This is a genomic window from Citrobacter sp. Igbk 16, assembly GCF_028069755.1.
Classification (GTDB): Bacteria; Pseudomonadota; Gammaproteobacteria; order Enterobacterales; family Enterobacteriaceae; genus Citrobacter.
Map to the genome: position 1 here is coordinate 90038 of NZ_JANEWJ010000001.1, position 22373 is coordinate 112410.

Here is a 22373-nt window from a genome sequence, read left to right on the forward strand (position 1 = left end):
AAAGCGCTTAAGTATGCAATCATGCTTATTAAGACCACGATAAAAGCACCAAAACAGTGCACTGAAATCATTATGCACCGTAATGGTTAACCCCTATGGTGCAGTTAATTCCCCGTTTCAGCGTATCAATCGCCGTAGACATTAAAGTTAAAATACTTACTCGCCATTTTGTCGTAGGTACCATCTTTACGCAGTTCGCCCAGCGCTTTATCAAACGCCGCTTTCAGCTCGACATCGTCTTTGCGTAAACCAATCCCGGTCCCGTCGCCAAAGTATTTTTTATCTTTTACTGAAGGACCGGCAAACGCGTAATCTTTACCTGCAGGTTGTTTCAGGAAACCTTCGCTGGCTGCGACTTCGTCCTGCAATGCCGCATCCAGACGGCCCGCCGTCAGGTCAGAATAGATCAGATCCTGGTTCGCATAGGCCACAACATCCACGCCTTTGCTGCGCCAGTTATCATTGGCATAGGCTTCCTGCGTCGAACCTTGCAGTACGCCAACATGTTTACCCTTGAGTGAATCCAGAGTCGGTTGAATTGGGGAGCCTTTCGCCGCGATCAGACGTGAATCTGCTGCGTAAAGTTTGTTTGAGAAAGCAATTTCTTGCTGGCGTTTCTCGGTGATGGAAAGCGAAGAGATGATGGCATCAATTTTTTTCGCTTTCAGCGACGGGATCAGCGCATCAAAATCACTGGCGACCCAGGTACATTTGATCTGCATACGTTTACACATCTCATTTCCCAGATCGATATCAAAACCGACAAAATCGCCTTTGGCATCTTTAGAGGAAAAAGGAGCGTACGTTGTATCTGTACCAATACGAACCGTCTGCGGAAGTGCTGCGTAGCTGGCCGCGGTGGCGGAGAGTCCTACCAGCAAAGACAAAGCAAGAACCGTCTTCTTCATACATAACCCTCAAGTGGCGTAATTTTATTATGTTTTACGTTGTGTTGTGTGTTTGCAGACTTTTTCATGCAGGTCTTATGCCATTTTCGCATCGATGAGGATATTCGACGTTAAATATGTTAATAAAACGTTGCAATATTGTCCTGATTTTGAAGATAGCAGGTCTGACGGTTGAACCGCAGCGTTTCGTTGCGTTTTAACGAATTAAATGTTGAGGATATGATCGCGGTTACAAAATTGCCCTGAAACAGGGCAACGGATGTTTCTTTGCACGCTGATGGAACGGCTTACGCCCCTTGCCAGCGAGTGAACAGGTCCTGCGGAAGAGTGATATCAAACTGATCAAGTACGCGATTAACCGTTTGATTAATCACATCATCAAGCGTCTGTGGCCGATGATAGAAAGCGGGAACGGGTGGCATAATCACCGCGCCAATTTCTGCCGCCTGAGTCATCAGACGCAAGTGCCCGAGATGCAGCGGAGTCTCACGTACACACAGCACCAGCGGACGGCGTTCTTTCAGCACCACATCTGCCGCACGGGTAAGCAGTCCATCGGTGTAGCTGTGAACGATGCCAGAAAGCGTTTTGATTGAACACGGCAGAATAACCATTCCGGCGGTCTGAAAAGAACCGGAGGAGATACTGGCGGCGATATCGCGCGTATCGTGATTCACATTCGCCAGGGCCTGCACGTCGCGTACAGAGAGGTCCGTTTCCAGCGCCAGCGTCTGTCGCGCCGCCTGGCTCATCACCAAATGGGTTTCCACGTCAGCAACGTCGCGTAAAACCTGTAACAGCCGCACGCCATAAATTGCACCGCTTGCGCCGGAAATACCAATGATGAGTCGTTTCATGTTTAATCGCCCTTGCTTGTTCAGGGCCGACTTTGCAGGAATTTACGGTGAGTTGCAAGCAAGGGTGCAGGTTGCCCCCTTGCTTACGAGCAAACGTTAACCTTCGTTGTGCATCTCAAGATTTTCCGCTTCGTTCTGGCGCAATACCGCTTTGGCATCGTCATTACGCAAAGAGTCCAGGAAATCGAGATACTGCTGGTCAACATCTTTAGTGACATAGACGCCATTAAACACGGAGCATTCAAACTGCTGAATATCCGGGTTCTCAGCACGCACAGCATCGATCAGATCGTTCAGATCCTGGAAGATGAGCCCATCCGCGCCAATGATTTGGCGGATCTCGTCTACTTCACGACCATGAGCAATCAGCTCCGTCGCTGTTGGCATGTCAATGCCATAAACGTTAGGGAAGCGAATCTCCGGTGCGGCAGAGGCCAGATAAACCTTCTTCGCGCCAGCTTCACGCGCCATTTCGATAATCTGTTCTGAAGTCGTTCCACGCACGATGGAATCATCAACCAGCAGTACATTTTTATCACGGAACTCAGCGCGGTTGGCATTCAGCTTACGGCGCACGGATTTACGGCGCAGCTGCTGACCCGGCATGATAAAGGTACGCCCCACATAGCGGTTTTTCACAAACCCCTGACGATATGGCTTACCGAGGATCCGGGCAATTTCCAGCGCGATATCACAAGAGGTTTCAGGAATGGGGATCACCACGTCGATATCCAGGTCTTCCCACTCACGGGCAATTTTTTCGCCAAGCTTTGTTCCCATATTCACACGGGCGCTGTAGACGGAAATCTTGTCGATGAAGGAGTCAGGACGCGCGAAGTAAACATATTCAAACAGGCATGGGTTGCTGACCGGATTATCGGCACACTGGCGGGTAAACAACTGGCCTTTTTCGGTAATATACACCGCTTCACCAGGAGCAACATCACGCAGGAATTCAAAGCCCAGCGTATCCAGCGCCACGCTCTCAGACGCCACCATGTACTCGGTACGGCCGTCGCCGATATCGCGTTTGCCCAGCACCAGCGGGCGGATACCATTAGGATCGCGAAACGCCACCATACCGTGACCGATAATCATCGCCACACAGGCATAGGCACCACGGATCTGACGGTTGGTCGCTGCAATCGCGGCAAAAATATTGTCGGCTTCCAGCGGATAATGGCGGAAGTTATCCAGCTCGCTGGCGAAAATATTCAGCAGAATTTCTGAATCAGAAGTGGTATTGATGTGACGGCGCTTTTCTTCGAACAGCTTTTTACGCAGCTCATGCGCGTTGGTCAGGTTGCCGTTGTGGGCAAGCGTGATGCCATACGGTGAGTTGACATAAAAAGGTTGAGCTTCGGAGGCGCTGGAGCTGCCAGCCGTTGGGTAACGCACATGACCGATGCCCATATTGCCCTGCAAACGCTGCATATGGCGCGCTTCAAAAATATCGCTCACCATTCCGTTTGCTTTACGCAAACGGAAGCAGTTATTGGCATCAATGGTGATGATGCCTGCGGCATCCTGACCACGGTGCTGGAGCACCGTTAACGCGTCATAAATCGACTGGTTTACCGGCATAACACCGGCGATACCGACAATACCGCACATACGTCTTTTCCTCGTTCAGCAACGACCCAAAGTTTATACTTTGGGCAAGAAACTTGACGAGCTTTGCAGATAGTCAAAGAACCATCTGATGATGAAACTGAACTGCGGGATCAGCTGCGACTTACTCCAGTCTTCACTTTTCGACAGACCGGTAAATGTATCGAGAAAGAACAATATGGCGGCGACGATCAACGCCCCTCTCAGAGCACCGAAGCAGATCCCCAACACCCTGTCAGTACCCGACAGGCCTGTTTTCTCCACCAGCTGGCCTATCACAAAGTTAACGATAGCGCCGACGATAAGTGTCGCGATAAACAGTATCGCGATAGCAATCCCATTCCGAACCAGTTCGTCTTCAAAGCCCGTAAACCAGACAGACAGGTAAGTGTAGTAATGGCTGGCGACAAAGAAAGCACAACCCCAAGTCACCAACGATAATGCTTCACGTACAAAGCCACGGATCAGGCTAACCAGACAGGAAAAACCAATCACCGCGATAATGGCGTAATCAATCCAGACCATAAGTGTCCCACGATTTTACGCCCTGTCGTCCTGTTCGGGGCGCATTCTAACAGAAAAAGAAAACGTTTGCGTAGGGATTTCCTTTCCACGCGTAAATAAAAATGGCGCTGAAAAAATCTTCAACGCCATACGGTTTTATGCCTCTTCGGGCACTGCCGGATAGCGGTGTTAATACCGTATCCGACCGACATGAGACAGCCCCTTAATTAGGGGTATACCCCATCACAACCCCACTCAGGCCGGAGATTTTCTGCAGTTCCCCCAGCGAGTTTTTCAGCTTATCTCTGGACGCATCAGGCCCAACGAGAATTCGGGTTATTTTACCCTGTACCGGCGTTGACGGGGAAGTATATACCCGGAAGCCCGCACCACGTAACTTACCGACAATCTCATTGACCTTATCCGCATTTTTCAACGCACCAAGCTGCACAACGTAGGCTTTCCCGGTTGGTGCCGGCGCGTCTTCGACGACCGGTTTCGGTGCGGGTGCTGGAACGGGCGCCGGAGCAGCAGCAACAGGTTGCGGCTTCGGTTTAGGTTTTGGTGGCTCCACAGGCGCAGGGATAGGATCGAACTCTGCGTTGTTTGCTGCCGTCAAACGCGATGGATCCAACGACGGCGCGGCCGCATCACCGGCACGTACCTCTTCTGCGGCACCTTCCGGCGGTTGCGTTGGCAGTGCCTGCGTCGCCGCAGGCATCATGTCCGGTTCATCGCGATCGCCAGGTTTTGGTACCAGCGGGATCGCCGCAAACTCATCCTGATAATGTTTTTTCTGCCCGTCGAGCAGCCCGGGAAGCACAATCACCCCAAGCGCGACCAGCACAATCGTGCCAACTAATCGATTCTGAAACTTACTCGCCACCGCTTCTCCCCACGTCTAGTACTTCCATGACATGTGCGACAGTGTGAAACGATCCACACACCAACACGGTATCTTCTGGTTTTGCCGCGGCCAGGGCCGCAAGCCATGCCTGAGCCACGCTGTCATAGGCTTCGCCATTACCCAGATGCTCCAGCAGTTGTTCTGCCGATGCACCACGCGGGCCTTCCAGAGGCGCACAATACCAATCGTCAACCACGCTTTTCAACCAGGCTAACGTACCGGCAATGTCTTTATCATGTAGCATACCGATAACGGCAAGTACGCGCCCGCTTTTCACTAACTTTTTCAGACGTTCAGTCAAATATTCTGCCGCATGCGGATTATGAGCAACATCAAAAATCACCCGCGGTGACTCGCTCACAATCTGAAAACGCCCCGGTAAAATAGCCTGCTCGATACCTTCACGAATCGCCTGCTCGCTGACGTTAAGTCCGCTGGCTCTCAGTGCTGCCAGTGCAGTTGCGGCGTTAGGTTGCGGGACCTGCGGTAACGGCAGTTGCGTCAGCGTACCGTGGCTATCAGTGAATGACCAGTCGTTCTCTGTAGCCGAATAGCGCCAGTCCACACCACGGCGCTGCAGTATCGCCCCTGTCTCTTGCGCCACATCCGCGATGGTATAGGGCATTTCCGGTTCACCGACAATAGCCGGTTTCTCTGCACGGAAGATACCCGCCTTCTCGCGGCCAATGCTTTCGCGATCGGGCCCCAGCCAGTCAGTATGGTCAAGCGCAATGCTGGTGACCACCGCGACATCGGAATCGACGATATTGGTTGCGTCAAGACGGCCGCCTAAACCCACTTCCAGAATCACCACATCAAGCTGCGCCTGTTTAAACAGCCACAATGCTGACAGTGTGCCGTATTCAAAGTAGGTCAGGGAAATATCGCCGCGCGCCGCTTCAATCTCTGCAAACGAAGCGGTATGCGCAGATTCCGGCAACTCGCCCCCCTGCACGCGGACACGTTCTGTGTAGCGCACCAGGTGAGGAGAACTGTATACACCAACTTTATATCCGGCCGCGGTGAGCACGGACTCCAGCGTTCGGCAAGTCGTGCCTTTACCGTTGGTTCCCGCGACGGTAAAAACAAACGGCGCAGGTTTTAATACGCCCAGTTTTTGCGCCACCAGACTCACGCGTTCAAGACCTAAATCGATGGTTTTACTGTGCAGGTTTTCCAGATAAGAAAGCCACGAGGCCAGGGGCGACGTGGCTTGGGGAATACGTTTATTGTCCATGATGCCTGTAGATTCGTTACGTTGAGAAAAGCAAAAGGGCAGCGCCTGTGGCCCTGCCCTTTTCAGTTATCAGGCCTCTGATTCCTGATCGGGTACCGGAGGTACCACCTCACCTTCACGTGGTTCATCCGGATTCGGCGCGGGCAGATTCATCAGCTTCGCCAGAACACTTGCCAGTTTCAGACGCATTTCCGGGCGGCGTACGATCATATCGATAGCGCCTTTTTCAATCAGGAATTCACTACGCTGGAATCCCGGCGGCAGTTTCTCACGTACTGTCTGCTCGATAACACGCGGACCTGCAAAGCCGATCAGCGCTTTCGGCTCAGCAATGTTGAGATCGCCCAGCATCGCGAAGCTTGCAGAAACACCGCCCATGGTAGGGTCAGTCAGTACGGAAATGTACGGTAAACCGCGTTCCTGCATTTTTGCCAGCGCCGCAGATGTTTTTGCCATCTGCATCAGTGACATCAGCGCTTCCTGCATACGCGCTCCGCCAGACGCGGAGAAACAGATCAGCGGGCAGTTGTCTTCCAGCGCCTGTTCAACCGCACGGACGAAACGCGCGCCGACGACAGAGCCCATGGAGCCGCCCATAAAAGCGAACTCGAATGCAGCTGCAACGACCGGCATGCCGTGAAGCGTACCTTTCATTACCACCAGCGCGTCTTTCTCACCGGTTTCTTTTTGCGCAGAAGCCAGTCTGTCTTTGTATTTTTTGGAATCACGAAACTTCAGCACATCTTTCGGCTCAAGCTCGCTTCCCAGTTCCACAAGAGAACCTTCATCTAACAGGCTATGCAGGCGATTACGCGCCGACATGCGCATGTGATGGTCACACTTCGGACAGACCTCAAGATTACGTTCCAGCTCAGCACGGTATAAAACCTGACCGCAGCTATCACACTTGGTCCACACCCCTTCAGGAATGCTTGCCTTGCGGGTGGGAGTAATGTTGCTTTTAATTCGTTCAATCCAGCTCATTGGTGACCTTTCTGCCTGAACCCTAGTCAGCTTTGTTATAAGGGGCGCATAATGCCATTTTTGCCCCAAACAGACCATGAATGTTGCACATTAAAACATAACAGCCCGAAACTTTGGATAAAAAAGTGGTCGAACCGCTGAGTTACTTTCTATTTTGCAGCACGTGACGCAGCGCGCTTGTGGCGAATAACTTCAATTACGCCAGGCAATACCGAGAGGACGATAATCGCCACAATCAGTAATTTCAGGTTTTCCTGAACAATCGGCAGATCGCCAAACAAGTAGCCTGCATAGGTGAACAGCAATACCCACAGCAACGCGCCAACAACGTTATACATCGCAAAATGACGGTAGGACATGTGTCCCATACCCGCAACAAACGGTGCAAATGTACGCACGATAGGAACGAAACGCGCCAAAATAATTGTTTTGCCGCCATGACGCTCATAGAACGCATGGGTTTTATCCAGATAGCTGCGGCGGAAAATTTTGGAATTTGGGTTGCTGAACAGCTTCTCGCCAAACAACCGCCCGATGGTGTAGTTCACCGCATCGCCCACAATGGCCGCCACTATCATTAACGCCACCATCAGATGGACATTAAGATCGTTCGTTGGCAGTGCAGAAAGTGCACCGGCGACAAACAGCAGCGAATCTCCTGGCAGGAACGGCGTGACCACCAGTCCCGTTTCACAGAACAGAATCAAAAACAGAATAGCGTATACCCAGATACCGTATTCCGCGACCAGCTCCGCCAGGTGCACATCAATGTGCAGGATAAAATCGATGAGAAAGTAAATCAGATCCATAATTATGCCTTTATACGACTCAAATTAGTCCGCCAGAAATAGCGGGCCCATTGGCGGTTTTGGCAGATCAAATCGGTCAGGGTAATCTACCGCGACCAGATACAGACCTTCCGCCTTCGCCGTTGCTGCTGCTAACGTTCTGTCCTTTGCTGCTAACAGTTCTGCAATCCAGCTCTCCGGCTGGTTGTGGGCGCCTACTTCCATCAGGCTGCCGACAATATTCCTGACCATATGATGTACAAAGGCATTCGCTTTAATATCCACCACCACATAAGTGCCGAAACGCGTAACGTTTATATGCATCACATTACGCCACGGTGTGCGCGACTGACACTGCACTGCCCGAAACGAGGTAAAATCATTCTCGCCAATCAGGCACTGAGCCGCACGATGCATACGCTCAGCATCCAGCTGCTCGTAGTAATGCGTCACGCCTTTTCCCAAAACGGCGGGACGCAACCGATGATTGTAGATGATGTAGCGATAACGGCGAGCCGTCGCGCTAAATCGGGCATGAAAATCATCCGGTACAGCTTTCACCCAGCGCACGGCAATGTCACCAGGTAAATTCGCATTTACCCCCAGCGTCCACGCCGCATCTTTACGTTGCGCGGTGGTTTCAAAATGCACCACCTGTCCCGTACCATGAACACCTGCATCCGTGCGGCCCGCACAAAATACAGTGATGCGTTCATTAGCAACCTGAGAGAGCGCTTTTTCCAGTTTTTCCTGAACGCTGCGCACTTCATTCTGGCGCTGCCAGCCATAATACTTGCTGCCGTCATACTCAATGCCCAGCGCAATTTTATGCGTTGACGGCTGTTGCAGGTCAGACATTAGTACAGGTACTCCTGCACCAGTTTTTCCGCAATTTTTACTGCCATCAATGCGCCGCCAAAGCGCACGTTATCCGCCACGGACCAGAACTGAACCTGCTCCGGCATACCATAGTCGTTATGTACGCAACCAATTGACAGGTGCGGTGTACCAGACGCATCGCCAACCTGGGTCGGGAAATCGGTCTCTTCTGACAGAACAATATCTTCACCACGAGAAAAGGCATCACGCGCCTCTTCTGCGGCCAGCGGGCGCAGCGCTTCAAAATTCACCATCTGCGCATGACCGTAGAACACCGGTGACTGCACGATGCTGGCTGAAATCAACAGACCATCATCTTGCATAATTTTACGGACTTCATCGACGATACGACGTTCTTCGCGCACACTGCCTTCGCGATCGGGCAACAGCGGCAGCATATTGAACGCCAGTTGGCGACCAAAGAAGTCATCCTCGTCAATCGGGATCCCGTTGAGCAATTTCGCACTTTGTCCGGCCAACGCGTCTACCGCTTTTTTACCGTGGGCAGAAGCCGAGATAATGTTGGTTACCGTAATCCGTGAAAGACCACCGTCATCGATCAGCGGTTTCAGCGCAGAAAGCAGTTGACTGGTCAGGCTGTTTGGCACCGCGATAACGTTGCGATTGCGGTAGTCTGCCAGTACAAATGGGTTAACGTCCGGGACGACCAGCGGAACGTCAGGTTCAAGCGCAAACAGGCCACTGCTGTCAATCACCAGACAACCGGCATTGGTTGCTTCTTCCACCCATGCCGCAGTAGCTTCAACTCCCGCGACAAAAAATGCCAACTGAGCCTGGGTCCAGTCAAAGTCAGCGACATCCTGAACAATGACCGATTTACCGTTAAAACGCAGGTGTTCACCAGCACTTTCATTACGTGCCAGCGCATAGATTTCACCGACCGGGAACTGGCGTTCAGCCAGCGTATCGAGCAGGGCTTCGCCTACGGCGCCCGTTGCGCCCAGAATGGCAATATTCCAGCCTTCAGACATGGTGATTTACTCCAGAAATACATAAGCGTCCCTGTCGTATTATTCAACAGGGAGCATTAAGAAGACATTAATGTGCCGGATGATGAACGGCGTTAAAACCCAGCTTACACAACAGGGCTGCGGCAGCAGCGTCGTCACACATTACGTATAAAGACGACCACTCGCGACGTTCAAGATAATTCTTGCGCAGTTTATCAAATTCACCCGGAATTCCAGCGACTTTGCGCAGTGGCGCATCGTCGCGGCGCACATCATACACTAAATGAACCAGCCTTTTCAGTGTTGGCTGATCTAACGGACCATGCAAGGTAATACGGCCAAATTCCGGTGCGGGCAACAGCGTATTCAATGCAACGTGCTGCTCACGGCCAATAAATTTGCTATAGGCCTCAAAGACCTGCGTTGTCCCACGCGCTTTCCCTTCCAGGGTATAGCCGGCAATGTGTGCCGTACCAATGTCCGCTTTCTCCAGCAGCGCCACATTCAGATCCGGCTCGCCTTCCCAGACATCCAGCACGACGCTCAGCGACTGCCCGGCGTTGAGTCGGTTCAGTAAGGCGGAATTATCCACGACCGGTCCGCGGCAGGCATTAATCAGAATGGTTCCGGGCTTCAGGCGGCTAATCAGCGCCTCATCGGCCAGATGCAGCGTTTTGTACGGACCGTCTTTAAACAACGGCGTGTGGAAGGTCAACACATCTGCTTGTTCAACCAGTTCTTCCAGTGCGCGGAAATCGCCTTCGTCGCCCCGATCGGCACGCGGTGGATCGCACAGCAAGGTGCGGATCCCTAATGCTTCCAGTCGCGCCTGTAAACGCCCTCCCACATTACCTACACCAACAATACCGACCGTACGGTCACGTAACGTAAAACCGTCGCGCTCAGCCAGCATCAGCAGTGCAGAGAAGACATATTCCACTACCGCAATCGCATTACAGCCGGGAGCAGCAGAAAAACCAATGCCTGACTGCGCAAGCCAGGCATCATCCACATGATCAGTGCCTGCCGTTGCCGTACCGACAAACTTTACCGGTTTTCCACTGAGTAGCGATGCGTTTACTTTCGTCACCGAGCGCACCATTAAGGCATCCGCATCATCCAGTTCTGTGACGGGAATCGGGCGACCGGGAACCGCTTTGACCTCCCCCAAACGACTGAACAGTTCGCGGGCATAGGGCATATTTTCATCAACGAGGATTTTCACGTCTTTCTCACCTGTTTGAGAACGAGAGTTAACCGGGCAAGTGTGCCATAATCTCGCCGCCAGGCATACTGCGAGACCTGGTTAGCACAGATTTAAGGAACAGAGATGATGCAGCCCATTTCAGGTACGCCCGCACGCCCTCCCGGCGAAGGCCAAACTCCCCCTTCCGTTGCCGGCGAGCAGCCACTGTCCACGCAGCAGCGTACCGTTCTGGAACGACTGATTACCCGTTTGATTTCGCTTACCCAACAGCAAAGCGCTGAGGTGTGGGCTGGAATGAAGCACGATTTGGGCGTTAAAAACGATACGCCGCTGCAGTCACGCCACTTCCCTGCCGCTGAGCAAAACCTGAATCAGCGTCTGGGGGTTGCTCAGCAGAATCATGCTAATCGTCAGGTTCTGTCGCAGCTCACTGAATTATTGAGTCAGGGAAATACCCGCCAGGCGGTGAGTGATTTTATCCGTCAGCAGTACGGGCAAACGGCGCTCAGCCAGCTCACGCCTGAGCAGTTGAAGAACGTTCTCACCTTGTTGCAACAAGGGCAGCTTTCAATTCCGCAGCCGCAGCAGCGGCCGGCAACCGATCGCCCTTTATTACCCGCCGAGCACAATACGCTGAATCAGTTGGTCACTAAGCTGGCTGCCGCCACGGGAGAGTCGGGGAAAATGATCTGGCAGTCCATGCTGGAACTGTCTGGTGTAAAAAGCGGCGAGCTTATCCCGGCAAAACAGTTCACCCATTTGGTGACATGGCTGCAGGCGCGCCAGACCCTCAGCCTGCAAAATGCGCCGACGCTGCAAACGCTGCAGGCGGCGCTAAAACAGCCGCTGGAACCAAATGAGCTAACAACCATAAAAGAGTATGCGCAGCAAACGTACCAGATCCAGCCGCAAACGATCCTGACAGCGGTACAAGTGCAGGACTTGCTGAATCAAATTTTCCTGCGCCGCGTGGAACGTGACCGGGAGCAGGAATTAAACGATCCGCGTCATCTTCAACCCATTTTCAGCCCGTTCGCGCCGGTGATTGAAACGGTAAAAACACTGTCGGCACGACCAGGGCTGATGTTTGTCGCCTTGCTGGTAGCATTAGCCCTGTTCTGGTTGCTTGCTTAACCTTTTCGCAGAGTCAGCAGCGTCACAAAAATGCCCACTACCGCGGAAATCGCCCCGGCAAGGAATACCGAGGAGTAACCGTATGCAGTGGCCAGAACCCCGGCGACAGGACCGCTTATGCCGTAGGAGATATCCTGAAACGCGGCGTAACCGCCGAGAGCCGTACCACGAACCTGGGCAGGCACTCGCTTCACGACCTCCACGCCCAGCGCCGGGAAGATCAGCGAACACCCGGCACCGGTTAATGCGGCTCCCAGCAGTGCAATCCAGGCAGATGGAGCCTGCCACAGTAAAATCAGACCCGCAGTTTCAACCAGCAAAGAGACAACCGCGACGTTAACCCCGCCAAACCTGTCTGGCATCCAGCCAAACAGAATACGCATCAGCACAAACGCGCTACCAAACGCAGTCAGGGTAAACCCTGCCATCGTCCAGCCATTGCTGACAAAGTAGAGCGAAATAAAAGTACCGATTACCGCAAAACCAACGCCCTGCAGCGCCAGGCCCAGACCTGGTTTCCAGATAAGTCCCACCACGCTCCACAAGGAAGGACGCTCTCCTGCATGGGCAGGGACTTTACGCACGGTACCGTTGAACGCCCATGCCAGCAGCGGTAATACCATCGTGGTTCCCGCCAGCGCCGCGAAGCCAAAATGGCTGTGGATCAGTAGCCCCAGCGGTGCACCGGCCGCCAGCGCGCCGTAAATCGCCATTCCGTTCCACGACATCACCTTACCGGAGCGCGTTGGCCCGACCAGCCCAAGCCCCCAGGTCAGCGTTCCGGTCAGTAACTGGCTTTCACCAAAACCGAGGATCAAACGCCCAACGATCAACAACGCAAACTTCACGGGAACGGAAACGGGCAAAAGCGCCGCTAGCAACCACGCTGCACCCGCCAGCGCACAGGCAAACATCCCCTGCAGCGCCGAGCGCTTGGCGCCATACTGATCGGCTAACCTACCGGCATAACCACGTGTTAATACCGTTGCCAGAAACTGGATGCCCACGGCGATACCGACCATGGTGTTGCCATAGCCCAGTTCCTGGTGCACAAACAGAGGAATAACGGGCAAAGGTAAACCGACCGTCATATAGGTCAGGAAAACCGCAAAAGCGATACGAAACAGCGAAAAATTCGCCGAAGGTGTTTTTTCTTGTTGGGTTACAGCTGTCATGCGTTACTCCAAAATGCAGAGTAAGGCGAGGAATGTCCACGCCCCCTCTACCTGACTATCAGGATTAAGGTGCGTTGGATAACGTTAAACGCTTACGCATTATCAAGAGGATAATGTTGAAGCTGGAGTCTGCCTGCGAGTGACCCTGGCTGTCAACTGTGAAAGCATAGCCGTGCGTGTCAAAGCGGTGATTTCTCTACGAACAAAAAGGGAAATACCGCATCAATGCCTTTCGCTCTGAACCGCCCAGTTACCTGTTCACGCTGCTGCGGCGTCAGGAGCAGGAACATCATATCCCAAATCTCTTTGGGTCCTGCTTCCTGCACGATGTTGCGATCTGGTGCTTCTGTTTTCTCATTTTCATTCAGATACGAGCGTACATACAGTGGGAACACAGAAATATGAAATTCCTCGGCCTTGGATTTCGCACGCTTGCGCTTAACGCCCTCTTTCCCTTCACTGTAGGTATTTAAGCGCAGGCGTACAGCGGGTGCGCTTCCTGGAAACCCCGGTAATTCAAGACACTCCTTTACCGTGAACCACTCTTTTACCATCAGTTTCTTTCCTTTCTGCTGATGAAATAAAAATATTTTTTCTTTTTCGCGAAATTTCAAATTAATTCTGGCAATATTCCTACGATAAAAAGAAAGTAACGTTCTTTTGTCTTTCTAATTTATAACCTGAAAAATATCGGTGCCGATAACACATCTTCTTAGGATTACAGAATGGAACAAAAAAGCCAAGACTGGCATCGTGCAGATATTAAAAGTGCACTGGAAAAAAGAGGTATTACACTCAGAGAATTGTCACGTTCGGCGGGTTTATCTCCTGACTCGCTGCGTAATGTATTTACCCGCAGTTGGCCGCGTGCAGAACAGATCATCGCACAGGCGCTGGAAACCACGCCGGACGTAATTTGGCCGTCACGCTATCTCACGAAATCAGCAAAAAAAGTCGTCACAAAGAATAACCATCAATTATAAATATATTATCCATAATTTACCCGGCAGATTGATTAATATCTCAATCAAATATATTTACGATATTAATAGCACTATCGGCCATTCCCATCAGATTAAATCCTGTTAAAGCAATACGCGAACTTATTACCTATTCCATTAACAGGAGTCATGATGAGCTGGAATAAAACAACAGCGGTTAGTTATGCTAAATCACACGCGAGTTCACATTCTCAAGGACGCTGCGCGGAATTTACCCGCAAAGCCATTCAGGCAGGAGGTATCACTCTTGGGCATACTTATCATGCTAAAGATTATGGCCCGATGCTAAAAAGTGCCGGTTTCAGCGCCATTGGCCACTTTGAACAGCCCCGAGAAGGAGATGTCATCATCATTCAGCCGTATGAGGGAGGAAACCCAAGCGGTCATATGGCGATATTTGACGGCCAGGAGTGGTACTCCGATTTTAGACAGCGTGATATGTGGGCGGGGCCTGGCTATCGGGCGGCAAAACCGTCATACACCATTTACAGGAAACAGTAATGAAAGCGTTCTCGTTGATTGCTCTGGTTTTGTTACTTTGTGGCTGTTCTTCATTCCACCGTGACAGCACTCAGGATGTTAAACAATTCTATCTCGCGTGGATGTCCGCATACACACAAGATCGAGACACGTCCGCACTCATGCAACGCTATGTAGCGAAAGACGTTATCAATCGTCTGACGCTGATTGATAGTCTTTACGAGCAGGAAATACGGGATTCTGACTACTTTATGTACGTGCAGGATTACGACCCAGAATGGATCCCGCGGTTACGGGTTGGACCGGCTCAACCCTTTCTCGGTGGCGAAAAGGTGGAAGTGCAATTAGGTGGGCCGACAGGCGAAGCACCCATGCTGCTGGAAGTGTATACGCGTTGGGAAGACAGGCGCTGGAAAATTTATCGCGTTCGCGATATTCGCGATCGTTATGAACAGCCCATCTACAGTACCGGGGATATTACCCGTGCGAAAGCATGGTCTGCGGAGATCGCACCGGAGTACGAAAAGATGAATAAGTAGAAAAGGGAGCCTGACGGCTCCCTTTCGTGTACTGCATGAGCTGAGACTTATGCTTTCAGCTTACGCATAACCAGCGTGGCATTGGTACCGCCAAAACCGAAGCTGTTAGACATAACGGTCGTCAACGCTTGCTCGGTCGGTTTAGTCACGATGTTCAGACCTGCAGCCTGCTCGTCCAGCTCTTCAATGTTGATGCTCGGCGCGATAAAACCGTGTTCCAGCATCAGCAGAGAGTAGATGGCTTCCTGAACGCCAGCCGCACCCAGTGAGTGACCGGTCATGGCTTTGGTTGCAGAAATGGCCGGGCTGTTATCGCCAAAGACTTCGCGGATTGCGCCCAGTTCCTTCACGTCGCCTACCGGAGTAGAAGTACCGTGGGAGTTCAGGTAGTCAATCGGGGTATCAACACCGTGCATCGCCATCTGCATGCAGCGAACTGCACCTTCACCTGACGGAGCAACCATATCAGCGCCATCAGACGTTGCGCCGTAACCTACGATTTCAGCATAGATGTGCGCGCCACGAGCCAGTGCGTGTTCCAGTTCTTCGACAACAACCATACCGCCGCCGCCTGCGATAACAAAACCGTCACGGTGTGCATCATAAGTACGGGAAGCCTGAGACGGGTTGTCGTTATATTTGGTAGACAGCGCGCCCATTGCGTCGAACTCGCACGCCATTTCCCAGCACAGCTCTTCGCCGCCGCCAGCAAAAACGATGTCCTGCTTGCCCAACTGAATTTGTTCAACAGCGTTGCCGATACAGTGTGCAGAAGTCGCACAAGCAGAGCTGATGGAGTAGTTGACGCCGTGGATTTTGAACGGTGTCGCGAGGCAGGCAGAAACGCCGGATGCCATCGCTTTGGTGACCACATACGGGCCAACCGCTTTCAGACCGCGCGGGCTACGCATTGCGTCAGCACCGAATACCTGAAAACGCGGGGAGCCGCCGCCGGAACCTGCAATCAGGCCAACGCGCGGATTGTTCTGGTAATCTTCTGCAGCAAGGCCGGCATCAGCCACTGCCTGCTCCATAGAAAGGAAAGCATAGATGGATGCGTCGCTCATAAAGCGCACTACTTTGCGGTCAATGAGGCCAGTGGTATCCAGTTTTACGTTGCCCCAGACGTGGCTACGCATGCCGGAGTCCTTCAGCTCCTGAGAGAAAGTGATCCCTGAACGTCCTTCACGCAGAGATGCCAGGACTTCCTGCTGGTTATTACCGATGCTGGAAACGATGCCCAAGCCAGTAATCACTGCACGTTTCATTCAATACCTCTGTAAGTCGCACTATTTTAAAGTTTCGAGTGGCACAATAGCGTACACTTGTACGCCGAACAAGTCCGATCAGCCATTTAATGTGGAAATTTGCGCAGCCAGGCACTCCTCGTTAAGATCGGGGCACAGCCTGTCAGACGAGTAACTTACGTGAAACAATACGCTATACAACCTGCCAACCTTGAATTCAACGCTGAGGGTACACCTGTTTCCCGAGATTTTGATGATGTCTATTTTTCCAATGATAACGGGCTGGAAGAGACACGTTACGTTTTCCTTGGCGGCAACCACCTCACCGCACGTTTTCCTGCGCACCCACGCCCGGTGTTCGTGGTGGCAGAAAGTGGCTTTGGTACCGGGCTAAACTTCCTCACGCTGTGGCAGGCATTCGCCACCTTTCGCAACGCACACCCTGACGCTACCCTGGAAAGATTACATTTCATCAGTTTTGAAAAATTCCCGCTGACGCGTGAGGATCTGGCGTTAGCGCATCAGCACTGGCCGGAACTGGCGTCGTGGGCAGAGCAACTCCAGGCACAGTGGCCACTGCCGCTGGCTGGTTGCCATCGTCTACTGCTTGATGAGGGGCGGGTTACTCTGGATCTGTGGTTCGGTGACATCAACGAACTCACCGGAAAGCTGGACGAGTCCCTGAACCAACAGGTTGATGCCTGGTTTCTGGACGGCTTCGCCCCGTCAAAAAATCCGGATATGTGGACGCCAACACTCTTTAATGCCATGGCTCGACTGGCCCGACCGGGTGGTACGCTGGCAACCTTCACTTCGGCTGGTTTTGTACGCCGGGGATTGCAGGAAGCCGGATTTACAATGCAGAAGTGCAAAGGTTTTGGTCGAAAACGTGAAATGCTGTGTGGCGTGATGGAACAGACGATGACGCCTCCTTCATCAGCCCCGTGGTTTTTGCGTACAGGAACGAAGAAACGTGAAGCGGCCATTATTGGCGGTGGTATTGCCAGCGCATTACTGTCTCTGGCGCTACTGCGCAGAGGCTGGCAGGTCACACTCTACTGCGCTGACGATAAACCCGCGCAGGGTGCTTCCGGCAATCGTCAGGGCGCACTCTATCCGTTGCTCAGTAAACATGATGCGGCGATTACGCTTTTCTTCCCCACCGCATTTACCTTTGCTCGTCGCCTGTACGATGCCCTACCCATTAACTTTGCCCATGACTGGTGTGGCGTCACGCAGCTCGCCTGGGATGAGAAAAGCCAACAGAAAATCAACCAAATGCTGTCACTTGAACTTCCCAAGGCACTCGCCGTCGGGGTGGACGCAGACCAAATCTTGCAAACCACAGGCGTTGTGACCGAATGTGATGGCATCCAGTACCCGGCCGGTGGATGGCTGTGCCCGGCACAGCTCACCACTGCCGTTCTCGACTATGCCACAACGCTTGGGTTACGTACCCAGTACCAACACACCCTGACCTCACTTGCTCATCACACCGATAGCTGGCAGCTGCAGTTCGCCAGCGGAGAAGCGGCAACACATGAGGTCGTGGTTCTGGCGAATGGGCACTGTATTCACCGTTTTGAACAGACTCAATCACTACCGGTGTATTCCGTTGGCGGTCAGGTAAGTCACATTCCCACGACGCCTTCGCTTTCCGCACTGCGTCAGGTTCTGTGCTACGACGGCTACCTTACCCCGCAAAACCCGGAAAATCAGCAGCACTGTATTGGCGCCAGCTATCATCGGGGGAGTGAAGAGACGTCATTCCGTCATGATGACCAGCAACAAAACCGTCAGCGTTTGATCGACTGCTTGCCGAATGCGGCATGGGCAAAAGAAGTGAATGTCAGTGACAATGCTGCCCGTTGCGGCGTCCGTTGTGCCACGCGCGATCATTTACCGATGGTCGGTAATGTGCCGAACTATAACACCACTCTCGATCAGTATGCCCGGCTTGCAGAAGACAAAGAACATGCTTTAAGCGCACCGGTATACCCAGATTTGTTCATGTTAGGCGCGCTGGGGTCACGTGGGCTATGTTCTGCCCCGCTATGTGCAGAAATTCTGGCCGCGCAAATGAGTGATGAACCGATCCCAATGGATGCCAGCACGCTGGCGGCGCTGAATCCGAATCGTCTGTGGGTACGGAAGTTATTGAAGGGCAAAGCGGTGAAGTAAGATACCATCTCATTATTGCCTGATGCGCTACGCTTATCAGGCCTACAACCCCAATCTGAATCGTTTGTGGGTAAAAAAATCGTAGGCCGGGTAAGCGTAGCGCCACCCGGCAAGCTGAGAATGCCGGATGGCGGTCGGCTACGGGCAATGATTATTTTGTCGCCTTCTGGAACAAGGTGTCCCACATCTCTTTCACTAATGCCTGGTCACGTGGCGAGAGTTCGCCCGCGCTGATGGCTTTCTCCAGGCTGCTGGTCACATTGGCGTACAATGCCTCAGCGGAATGGTCCTCCCCACCGTCCAGTTCAGCAACGGCCAGCGTCAGGTGCCCACGCAAATAACCACTGGCAAACAACTCATCATCGCTGGCGTGCTCTACCATATCGTCGATTAATGCCAGAATGCGTGATTCAAACTCCGCGATCATCTTCTTTCCTCATTGTAAACGTGGCATCGGCGTCAGTTGAGCGCTTCGGGCCACGGGAATTGTTCCGCCTTAAGTTCAGGCGTGTGATAATAATTCTGTAGTGCGTTAATGAAACGCGCCGGGCGTTCGGGGATCCCCTGTTCCAGGTACTCCATCACCTGGGCATGAACGCGACGCTGGAATACCACGCGATCCGGTTCAAAGTCCCCTTCCAGGTTGTCGCAACTGACGTTAAACGGGTAGCCCGCCGCCATGCAAAACAGCCAGTCAAACGCCTGCGGCTTCACTTCCACATCTTCAAACTGGCATTGCGTCTTCGCATCACGCCCGTCCGGGCAGTACCAGTAACCAAAATCGACCAGCTCACGGCGCGCCTTGCCGGCGATGCACCAGTGTGAGATTTCGTGTAACGCGCTGGCGTAATAACCATGCGCAAAAACGATACGGTGATACGGTAATTCCGCATCGGCAGGAAGATAGATCGGTTCGTCGTCGCCTTTAATCAGACGGGTATTAAATTCATCGGCAAAGCAGCCGTTAAAAATCTCAATTAACTGTTCGTAGTGATGGGTATTATTCATTAGTTCATCCCCAGCCAGTGGAGAATCTCCTGTCCATGATTATCATAAAGTAATTTGGCACTCATCACTGCGGAAACAATGACAATCATCGGTCGAATGAGTTTTTGTCCTTTGCTGAGCACCAGTCGCGACCCCATCCGTGCGCCAATAAACTGGCCAATGAGCATCACAAACCCAGTCGCCCAAATCACTTTGCCGCCGAGAGCAAACAGCAATAGCCCGCCGATATTCGATGTGGCATTCAATACCTTGGCATGGGCTGTCGACTTCGCGAGGTTATAGCCACACAGCATGACAAAGGCCAGCGCGTAAAATGATCCCGCTGCCGGGCCAAAAAAACCGTCGTAAAAGCCAACACAGCCACCGGCTACCAGCGCGAAAGGCAACCCGTGCAATCGACGCTGCCGATCTTCTTCGCCCACTTTCGGCATTAACAGAAAGTAAAGGCCAATACAGATAACCAGAACCGGCAGGATCTGGCGCAGAATATCTGACTGCACGTGCTGAACCAATAGTGCGCCGCTCATTGACCCGATAAAGGTCATGAAGATATTGAGCTTCTGATCCGCCAGGTTAACCACACCACGACGAATAAAATAGAGGGAGGAAGAGATAGATCCCCCACAGGCCTGCAGCTTATTGGTCGCCAGCGCTTGCGCGGGTGGCATCCCGGCCGCCATCAATGCCGGAATGGTGAGTAAACCACCGCCTCCGGCCAGAGAATCAATAAAACCTGCCAGCATCGCCACAAAAAAAAGCACACCTAACAGCAGTGGCGACACCATAAACAGAGAGGCAAAATGATCCATTAGAGTACATGCTCGTCCAGTAGCGCCTGGCAGGAAGGCGGCAACGGCGGCGGTGTCTTCTTCTCAGGCTTGGTGGTTCCAGGTTTTGGAGGTTCGAACCAGCTTTGCAACTCCGCGCCGCAGCCGTCACCCGGTGGTGGTAACGGTTGGTCTTCGCACTCAAGACTGTCGGCAGGGCAACGTAACCGGACATGCATATGCGCACGATGCTGGAACCATGGCCGCACTTTACGCAACCAGTCCCTGTCGGTCCCTGCATCCAGGCAAAGTTGCTGCTTAATCGCCGGGTTCACGAAAATACGCGTTACTTCATTATCTTTTGCCGCCAGCCTAATCAGGCTGAAAATCTCCGGCTTCCACAGTGACGGCACGACACGTTTGCCATCCTGTGAGACCAAATCTAACGCCTGCGGTCGCAGCAGTTGCGACTGGGTCCAGCGCGTTTTTGGCAGTTGCAGGAAAATATCAACATCCAGCCCGGTCTGGTGACTGGCATGACCGCCATTGAATCGCCCACCGGCCGGCATGCCCATATCACCGATTAACACCGTACCCAGCCCCTGACTATTGGCCTGATTACTCAGACGCTGGATAAACCTCACCAGGTCCGGATGACCAAAGTAGCGACGCTGATCGGTGCGCATCACCTGATAATGTTCTGACTGTACCGGCAGCGTATCCGCCCCCACGATACAGCCATTGGAGAATGCGCCGATAGACTGTGCGCTACCCGCAACCGGATGGGTAATTTTCTGCCAGGGCGTCGCCGCCAGACAGGCGGTGCTGGCAAGCAGAGCCAGCACCGCAAGTGCCGTTTTTTTCATTTCTTACCAGCGTGGAATGTCAGTCTTCACATCCGCATTTTGCGCCCGCTGGCGCAACAGGTGATCCATCAACACAATAGCCAGCATCGCTTCTGCGATCGGCACTGCGCGGATCCCAACGCACGGATCGTGACGTCCTTTGGTTACCATTTCGACTTCTTCACCAAAGCGGTTGATAGTACGCCCAGGCACAGTGATGCTGGACGTCGGTTTCAGCGCCATATGGGCAATAATTTGTTGCCCGCTGCTGATCCCTCCCAAAATGCCACCCGCATGGTTGCTCTGGAAACCGTCTTTGGTGATCTCATCACGGTTCTGACTGCCACGTAGCGCCACAACGTCAAAACCATCGCCAATCTCTACGCCTTTTACAGCGTTAATGCTCATCAACGCATGCGCGATGTCGGCATCAAGACGGTCAAAAACAGGTTCACCAAGACCCGCCGGCACACCGTCAGCAACAACGGTGACTTTGGCGCCAATGGAGTCGCCCTCTTTTTTCAACCCGCGCATCAATTCATCCAGCGCTTCGATTTTATCCGGGTCCGGGCAAAAGAAGGGATTCAATTCGACCTGAGACCAGTCTTTAATCTCCAGCGGAACATCGCCCATTTGAGTCAGACAACCACGGATTTTAACGCCGAATTTTTCCGCCAGATATTTCTTGGCGATTGCTCCCGCCGCTACACGCATTGCCGTTTCACGAGCGGATGAACGTCCACCGCCACGGTAATCACGCAAGCCGTATTTCTGCTCGTAGGTATAGTCGGCGTGTCCTGGACGGAAAACATCCTTGATGGCACCATAATCCTGAGAACGCTGATCGGTATTTTCAATCAGCAGGCCAATACTCGTACCGGTGGTGACGCCGTCGAATACGCCGGAGAGGATCTTCACTTGATCCGGTTCCCGACGCTGGGTAGTGTAACGCGACGTGCCCGGACGACGCCTGTCGAGATCGTGCTGCAGGTCGGCTTCAGTCAGAGGAATGCCCGGCGGAACACCATCAACGATACAACCGAGCGCCAGCCCGTGTGATTCGCCGAAGGTTGTTACGCGAAAGAGTTGCCCAATTGTATTTCCTGCCATCACGGCTCCGTTATGCGTGTTGTGTATCTGCGC

24 protein-coding genes are annotated in these 22373 nt (G+C 52.8%); 5 read left to right on the forward strand and 19 right to left on the reverse strand.

Translation table 11 applies throughout. The features are described 5' to 3' along the window. Positions 1-125: 125 nt before the first annotated feature. From argT to pdxB, 11 genes are all read right to left on the reverse strand, one after another. Complete coding sequence (argT, locus tag NNO03_RS00390; RefSeq protein WP_271440243.1) at positions 126-908, reverse strand: lysine/arginine/ornithine ABC transporter substrate-binding protein ArgT; 783 nt, start codon at positions 906-908, stop codon at positions 126-128. 287 nt (positions 909-1195) lie between these two features. Further along, positions 1196-1765, reverse strand: coding sequence for a UbiX family flavin prenyltransferase (locus NNO03_RS00395; RefSeq protein ID WP_271440242.1), 570 nt, complete (start codon positions 1763-1765; stop codon positions 1196-1198). A 96-nt stretch (positions 1766-1861) separates the two neighbouring features. Continuing rightward, entirely contained in the window at positions 1862-3379 is a 1518-nt protein-coding gene (gene purF, locus NNO03_RS00400; protein ID WP_137384176.1) for an amidophosphoribosyltransferase, read from the reverse strand. 33 nt (positions 3380-3412) lie between these two features. Continuing rightward, the gene (gene cvpA / locus NNO03_RS00405) at positions 3413-3901 is read right to left on the reverse strand and encodes a colicin V production protein (protein WP_005129678.1); all 489 of its coding nucleotides are present in this window, start codon (positions 3899-3901) and stop codon (positions 3413-3415) included. Positions 3902-4103: 202 nt separating this feature from the next. Continuing rightward, positions 4104-4766: a cell division protein DedD gene (gene dedD, locus NNO03_RS00410; protein WP_271440241.1), complete on the reverse strand. Its 663-nt coding sequence runs from the start codon at positions 4764-4766 to the stop codon at positions 4104-4106. Beyond that, positions 4756-6024, reverse strand: coding sequence for a bifunctional tetrahydrofolate synthase/dihydrofolate synthase (gene folC, locus NNO03_RS00415; protein WP_271440240.1), 1269 nt, complete (start codon positions 6022-6024; stop codon positions 4756-4758). The genes dedD and folC overlap by 11 nt, the downstream gene beginning before the upstream one ends. 69 nt (positions 6025-6093) lie before the next feature. Then, positions 6094-7008 (reverse strand): acetyl-CoA carboxylase, carboxyltransferase subunit beta, encoded by a 915-nt coding sequence (gene accD, locus NNO03_RS00420; RefSeq protein ID WP_137384179.1) that lies wholly within the window; start codon positions 7006-7008, stop codon positions 6094-6096. 149 nt (positions 7009-7157) lie between these two features. Beyond that, a complete protein-coding gene (locus NNO03_RS00425) occupies positions 7158-7817 on the reverse strand; it encodes a DedA family protein (RefSeq protein WP_003028140.1) in 660 nt (219 codons plus the stop codon). 24 nt (positions 7818-7841) lie between these two features. Continuing rightward, positions 7842-8654, reverse strand: a complete 813-nt coding sequence (gene truA / locus NNO03_RS00430) for a tRNA pseudouridine(38-40) synthase TruA (RefSeq protein ID WP_271440239.1) — start codon at positions 8652-8654, stop codon at positions 7842-7844. After that, a complete protein-coding gene (locus NNO03_RS00435; protein ID WP_271448539.1) occupies positions 8654-9667 on the reverse strand; it encodes an aspartate-semialdehyde dehydrogenase in 1014 nt (337 codons plus the stop codon). The genes truA and NNO03_RS00435 overlap by 1 nt, the downstream gene beginning before the upstream one ends. Before the next feature lie 67 nt (positions 9668-9734). Further along, entirely contained in the window at positions 9735-10871 is a 1137-nt protein-coding gene (gene pdxB, locus NNO03_RS00440) for a 4-phosphoerythronate dehydrogenase PdxB (RefSeq protein WP_271448540.1), read from the reverse strand. Between the two features lie 108 nt (positions 10872-10979). On the opposite strand from pdxB, the gene flk reads away from it, so the two are divergent. Then, on the forward strand, positions 10980-11987 hold the full coding sequence (gene flk / locus NNO03_RS00445; RefSeq protein ID WP_271440256.1) for a flagella biosynthesis regulator Flk: 1008 nt from the start codon (positions 10980-10982) through the stop codon (positions 11985-11987). On the opposite strand, the gene NNO03_RS00450 is transcribed toward flk, so the two are convergent. Continuing rightward, positions 11984-13162, reverse strand: coding sequence for an MFS transporter (locus NNO03_RS00450; protein WP_271448541.1), 1179 nt, complete (start codon positions 13160-13162; stop codon positions 11984-11986). The two genes, flk and NNO03_RS00450, sit on opposite strands and share 4 nt — an antisense overlap. A gap of 179 nt (positions 13163-13341) precedes the next feature. Further along, positions 13342-13716: a hypothetical protein gene (locus NNO03_RS00455; RefSeq protein ID WP_271440255.1), complete on the reverse strand. Its 375-nt coding sequence runs from the start codon at positions 13714-13716 to the stop codon at positions 13342-13344. A 171-nt stretch (positions 13717-13887) separates the two neighbouring features. On the opposite strand from NNO03_RS00455, the gene NNO03_RS00460 reads away from it, so the two are divergent. From NNO03_RS00460 to NNO03_RS00470, 3 genes are all read left to right on the forward strand, one after another. Beyond that, complete coding sequence (locus NNO03_RS00460; protein WP_271440235.1) at positions 13888-14145, forward strand: helix-turn-helix domain-containing protein; 258 nt, start codon at positions 13888-13890, stop codon at positions 14143-14145. Positions 14146-14295: 150 nt separating this feature from the next. Further along, complete coding sequence (locus NNO03_RS00465) at positions 14296-14664, forward strand: hypothetical protein (RefSeq protein WP_271448642.1); 369 nt, start codon at positions 14296-14298, stop codon at positions 14662-14664. Then, on the forward strand, positions 14664-15182 hold the full coding sequence (locus tag NNO03_RS00470; protein ID WP_271448542.1) for a YbjP/YqhG family protein: 519 nt from the start codon (positions 14664-14666) through the stop codon (positions 15180-15182). Before NNO03_RS00465 ends, NNO03_RS00470 begins: the two co-directional genes overlap by 1 nt. Positions 15183-15229: 47 nt before the next feature. Here the strand turns inward: NNO03_RS00470 and fabB are convergent, their stop codons facing one another. After that, entirely contained in the window at positions 15230-16450 is a 1221-nt protein-coding gene (fabB, locus tag NNO03_RS00475) for a beta-ketoacyl-ACP synthase I (protein ID WP_005129715.1), read from the reverse strand. Between the two features lie 159 nt (positions 16451-16609). Here fabB and mnmC point away from each other — a divergent pair, with 159 nt between their 5' ends. Continuing rightward, positions 16610-18610 (forward strand): bifunctional tRNA (5-methylaminomethyl-2-thiouridine)(34)-methyltransferase MnmD/FAD-dependent 5-carboxymethylaminomethyl-2-thiouridine(34) oxidoreductase MnmC, encoded by a 2001-nt coding sequence (mnmC, locus tag NNO03_RS00480; RefSeq protein ID WP_271448543.1) that lies wholly within the window; start codon positions 16610-16612, stop codon positions 18608-18610. Positions 18611-18761: 151 nt separating this feature from the next. On the opposite strand, the gene NNO03_RS00485 is transcribed toward mnmC, so the two are convergent. From NNO03_RS00485 to aroC, 5 genes are read right to left on the reverse strand one after another with little or no spacing between them, the layout of a single operon-like run. Beyond that, a complete protein-coding gene (locus NNO03_RS00485) occupies positions 18762-19037 on the reverse strand; it encodes a YfcL family protein (RefSeq protein WP_005129722.1) in 276 nt (91 codons plus the stop codon). Positions 19038-19069: 32 nt separating this feature from the next. After that, entirely contained in the window at positions 19070-19618 is a 549-nt protein-coding gene (locus tag NNO03_RS00490) for an elongation factor P hydroxylase (protein WP_271440231.1), read from the reverse strand. After that, positions 19618-20427, reverse strand: a complete 810-nt coding sequence (locus tag NNO03_RS00495; protein WP_016153874.1) for a sulfite exporter TauE/SafE family protein — start codon at positions 20425-20427, stop codon at positions 19618-19620. The genes NNO03_RS00490 and NNO03_RS00495 overlap by 1 nt, the downstream gene beginning before the upstream one ends. Beyond that, positions 20427-21251: a penicillin-insensitive murein endopeptidase gene (gene mepA, locus NNO03_RS00500; protein WP_271448544.1), complete on the reverse strand. Its 825-nt coding sequence runs from the start codon at positions 21249-21251 to the stop codon at positions 20427-20429. The genes NNO03_RS00495 and mepA overlap by 1 nt, the downstream gene beginning before the upstream one ends. Positions 21252-21254: 3 nt before the next feature. Beyond that, positions 21255-22340 (reverse strand): chorismate synthase, encoded by a 1086-nt coding sequence (gene aroC / locus NNO03_RS00505; RefSeq protein ID WP_271440229.1) that lies wholly within the window; start codon positions 22338-22340, stop codon positions 21255-21257. Positions 22341-22373 lie beyond the last annotated feature (33 nt).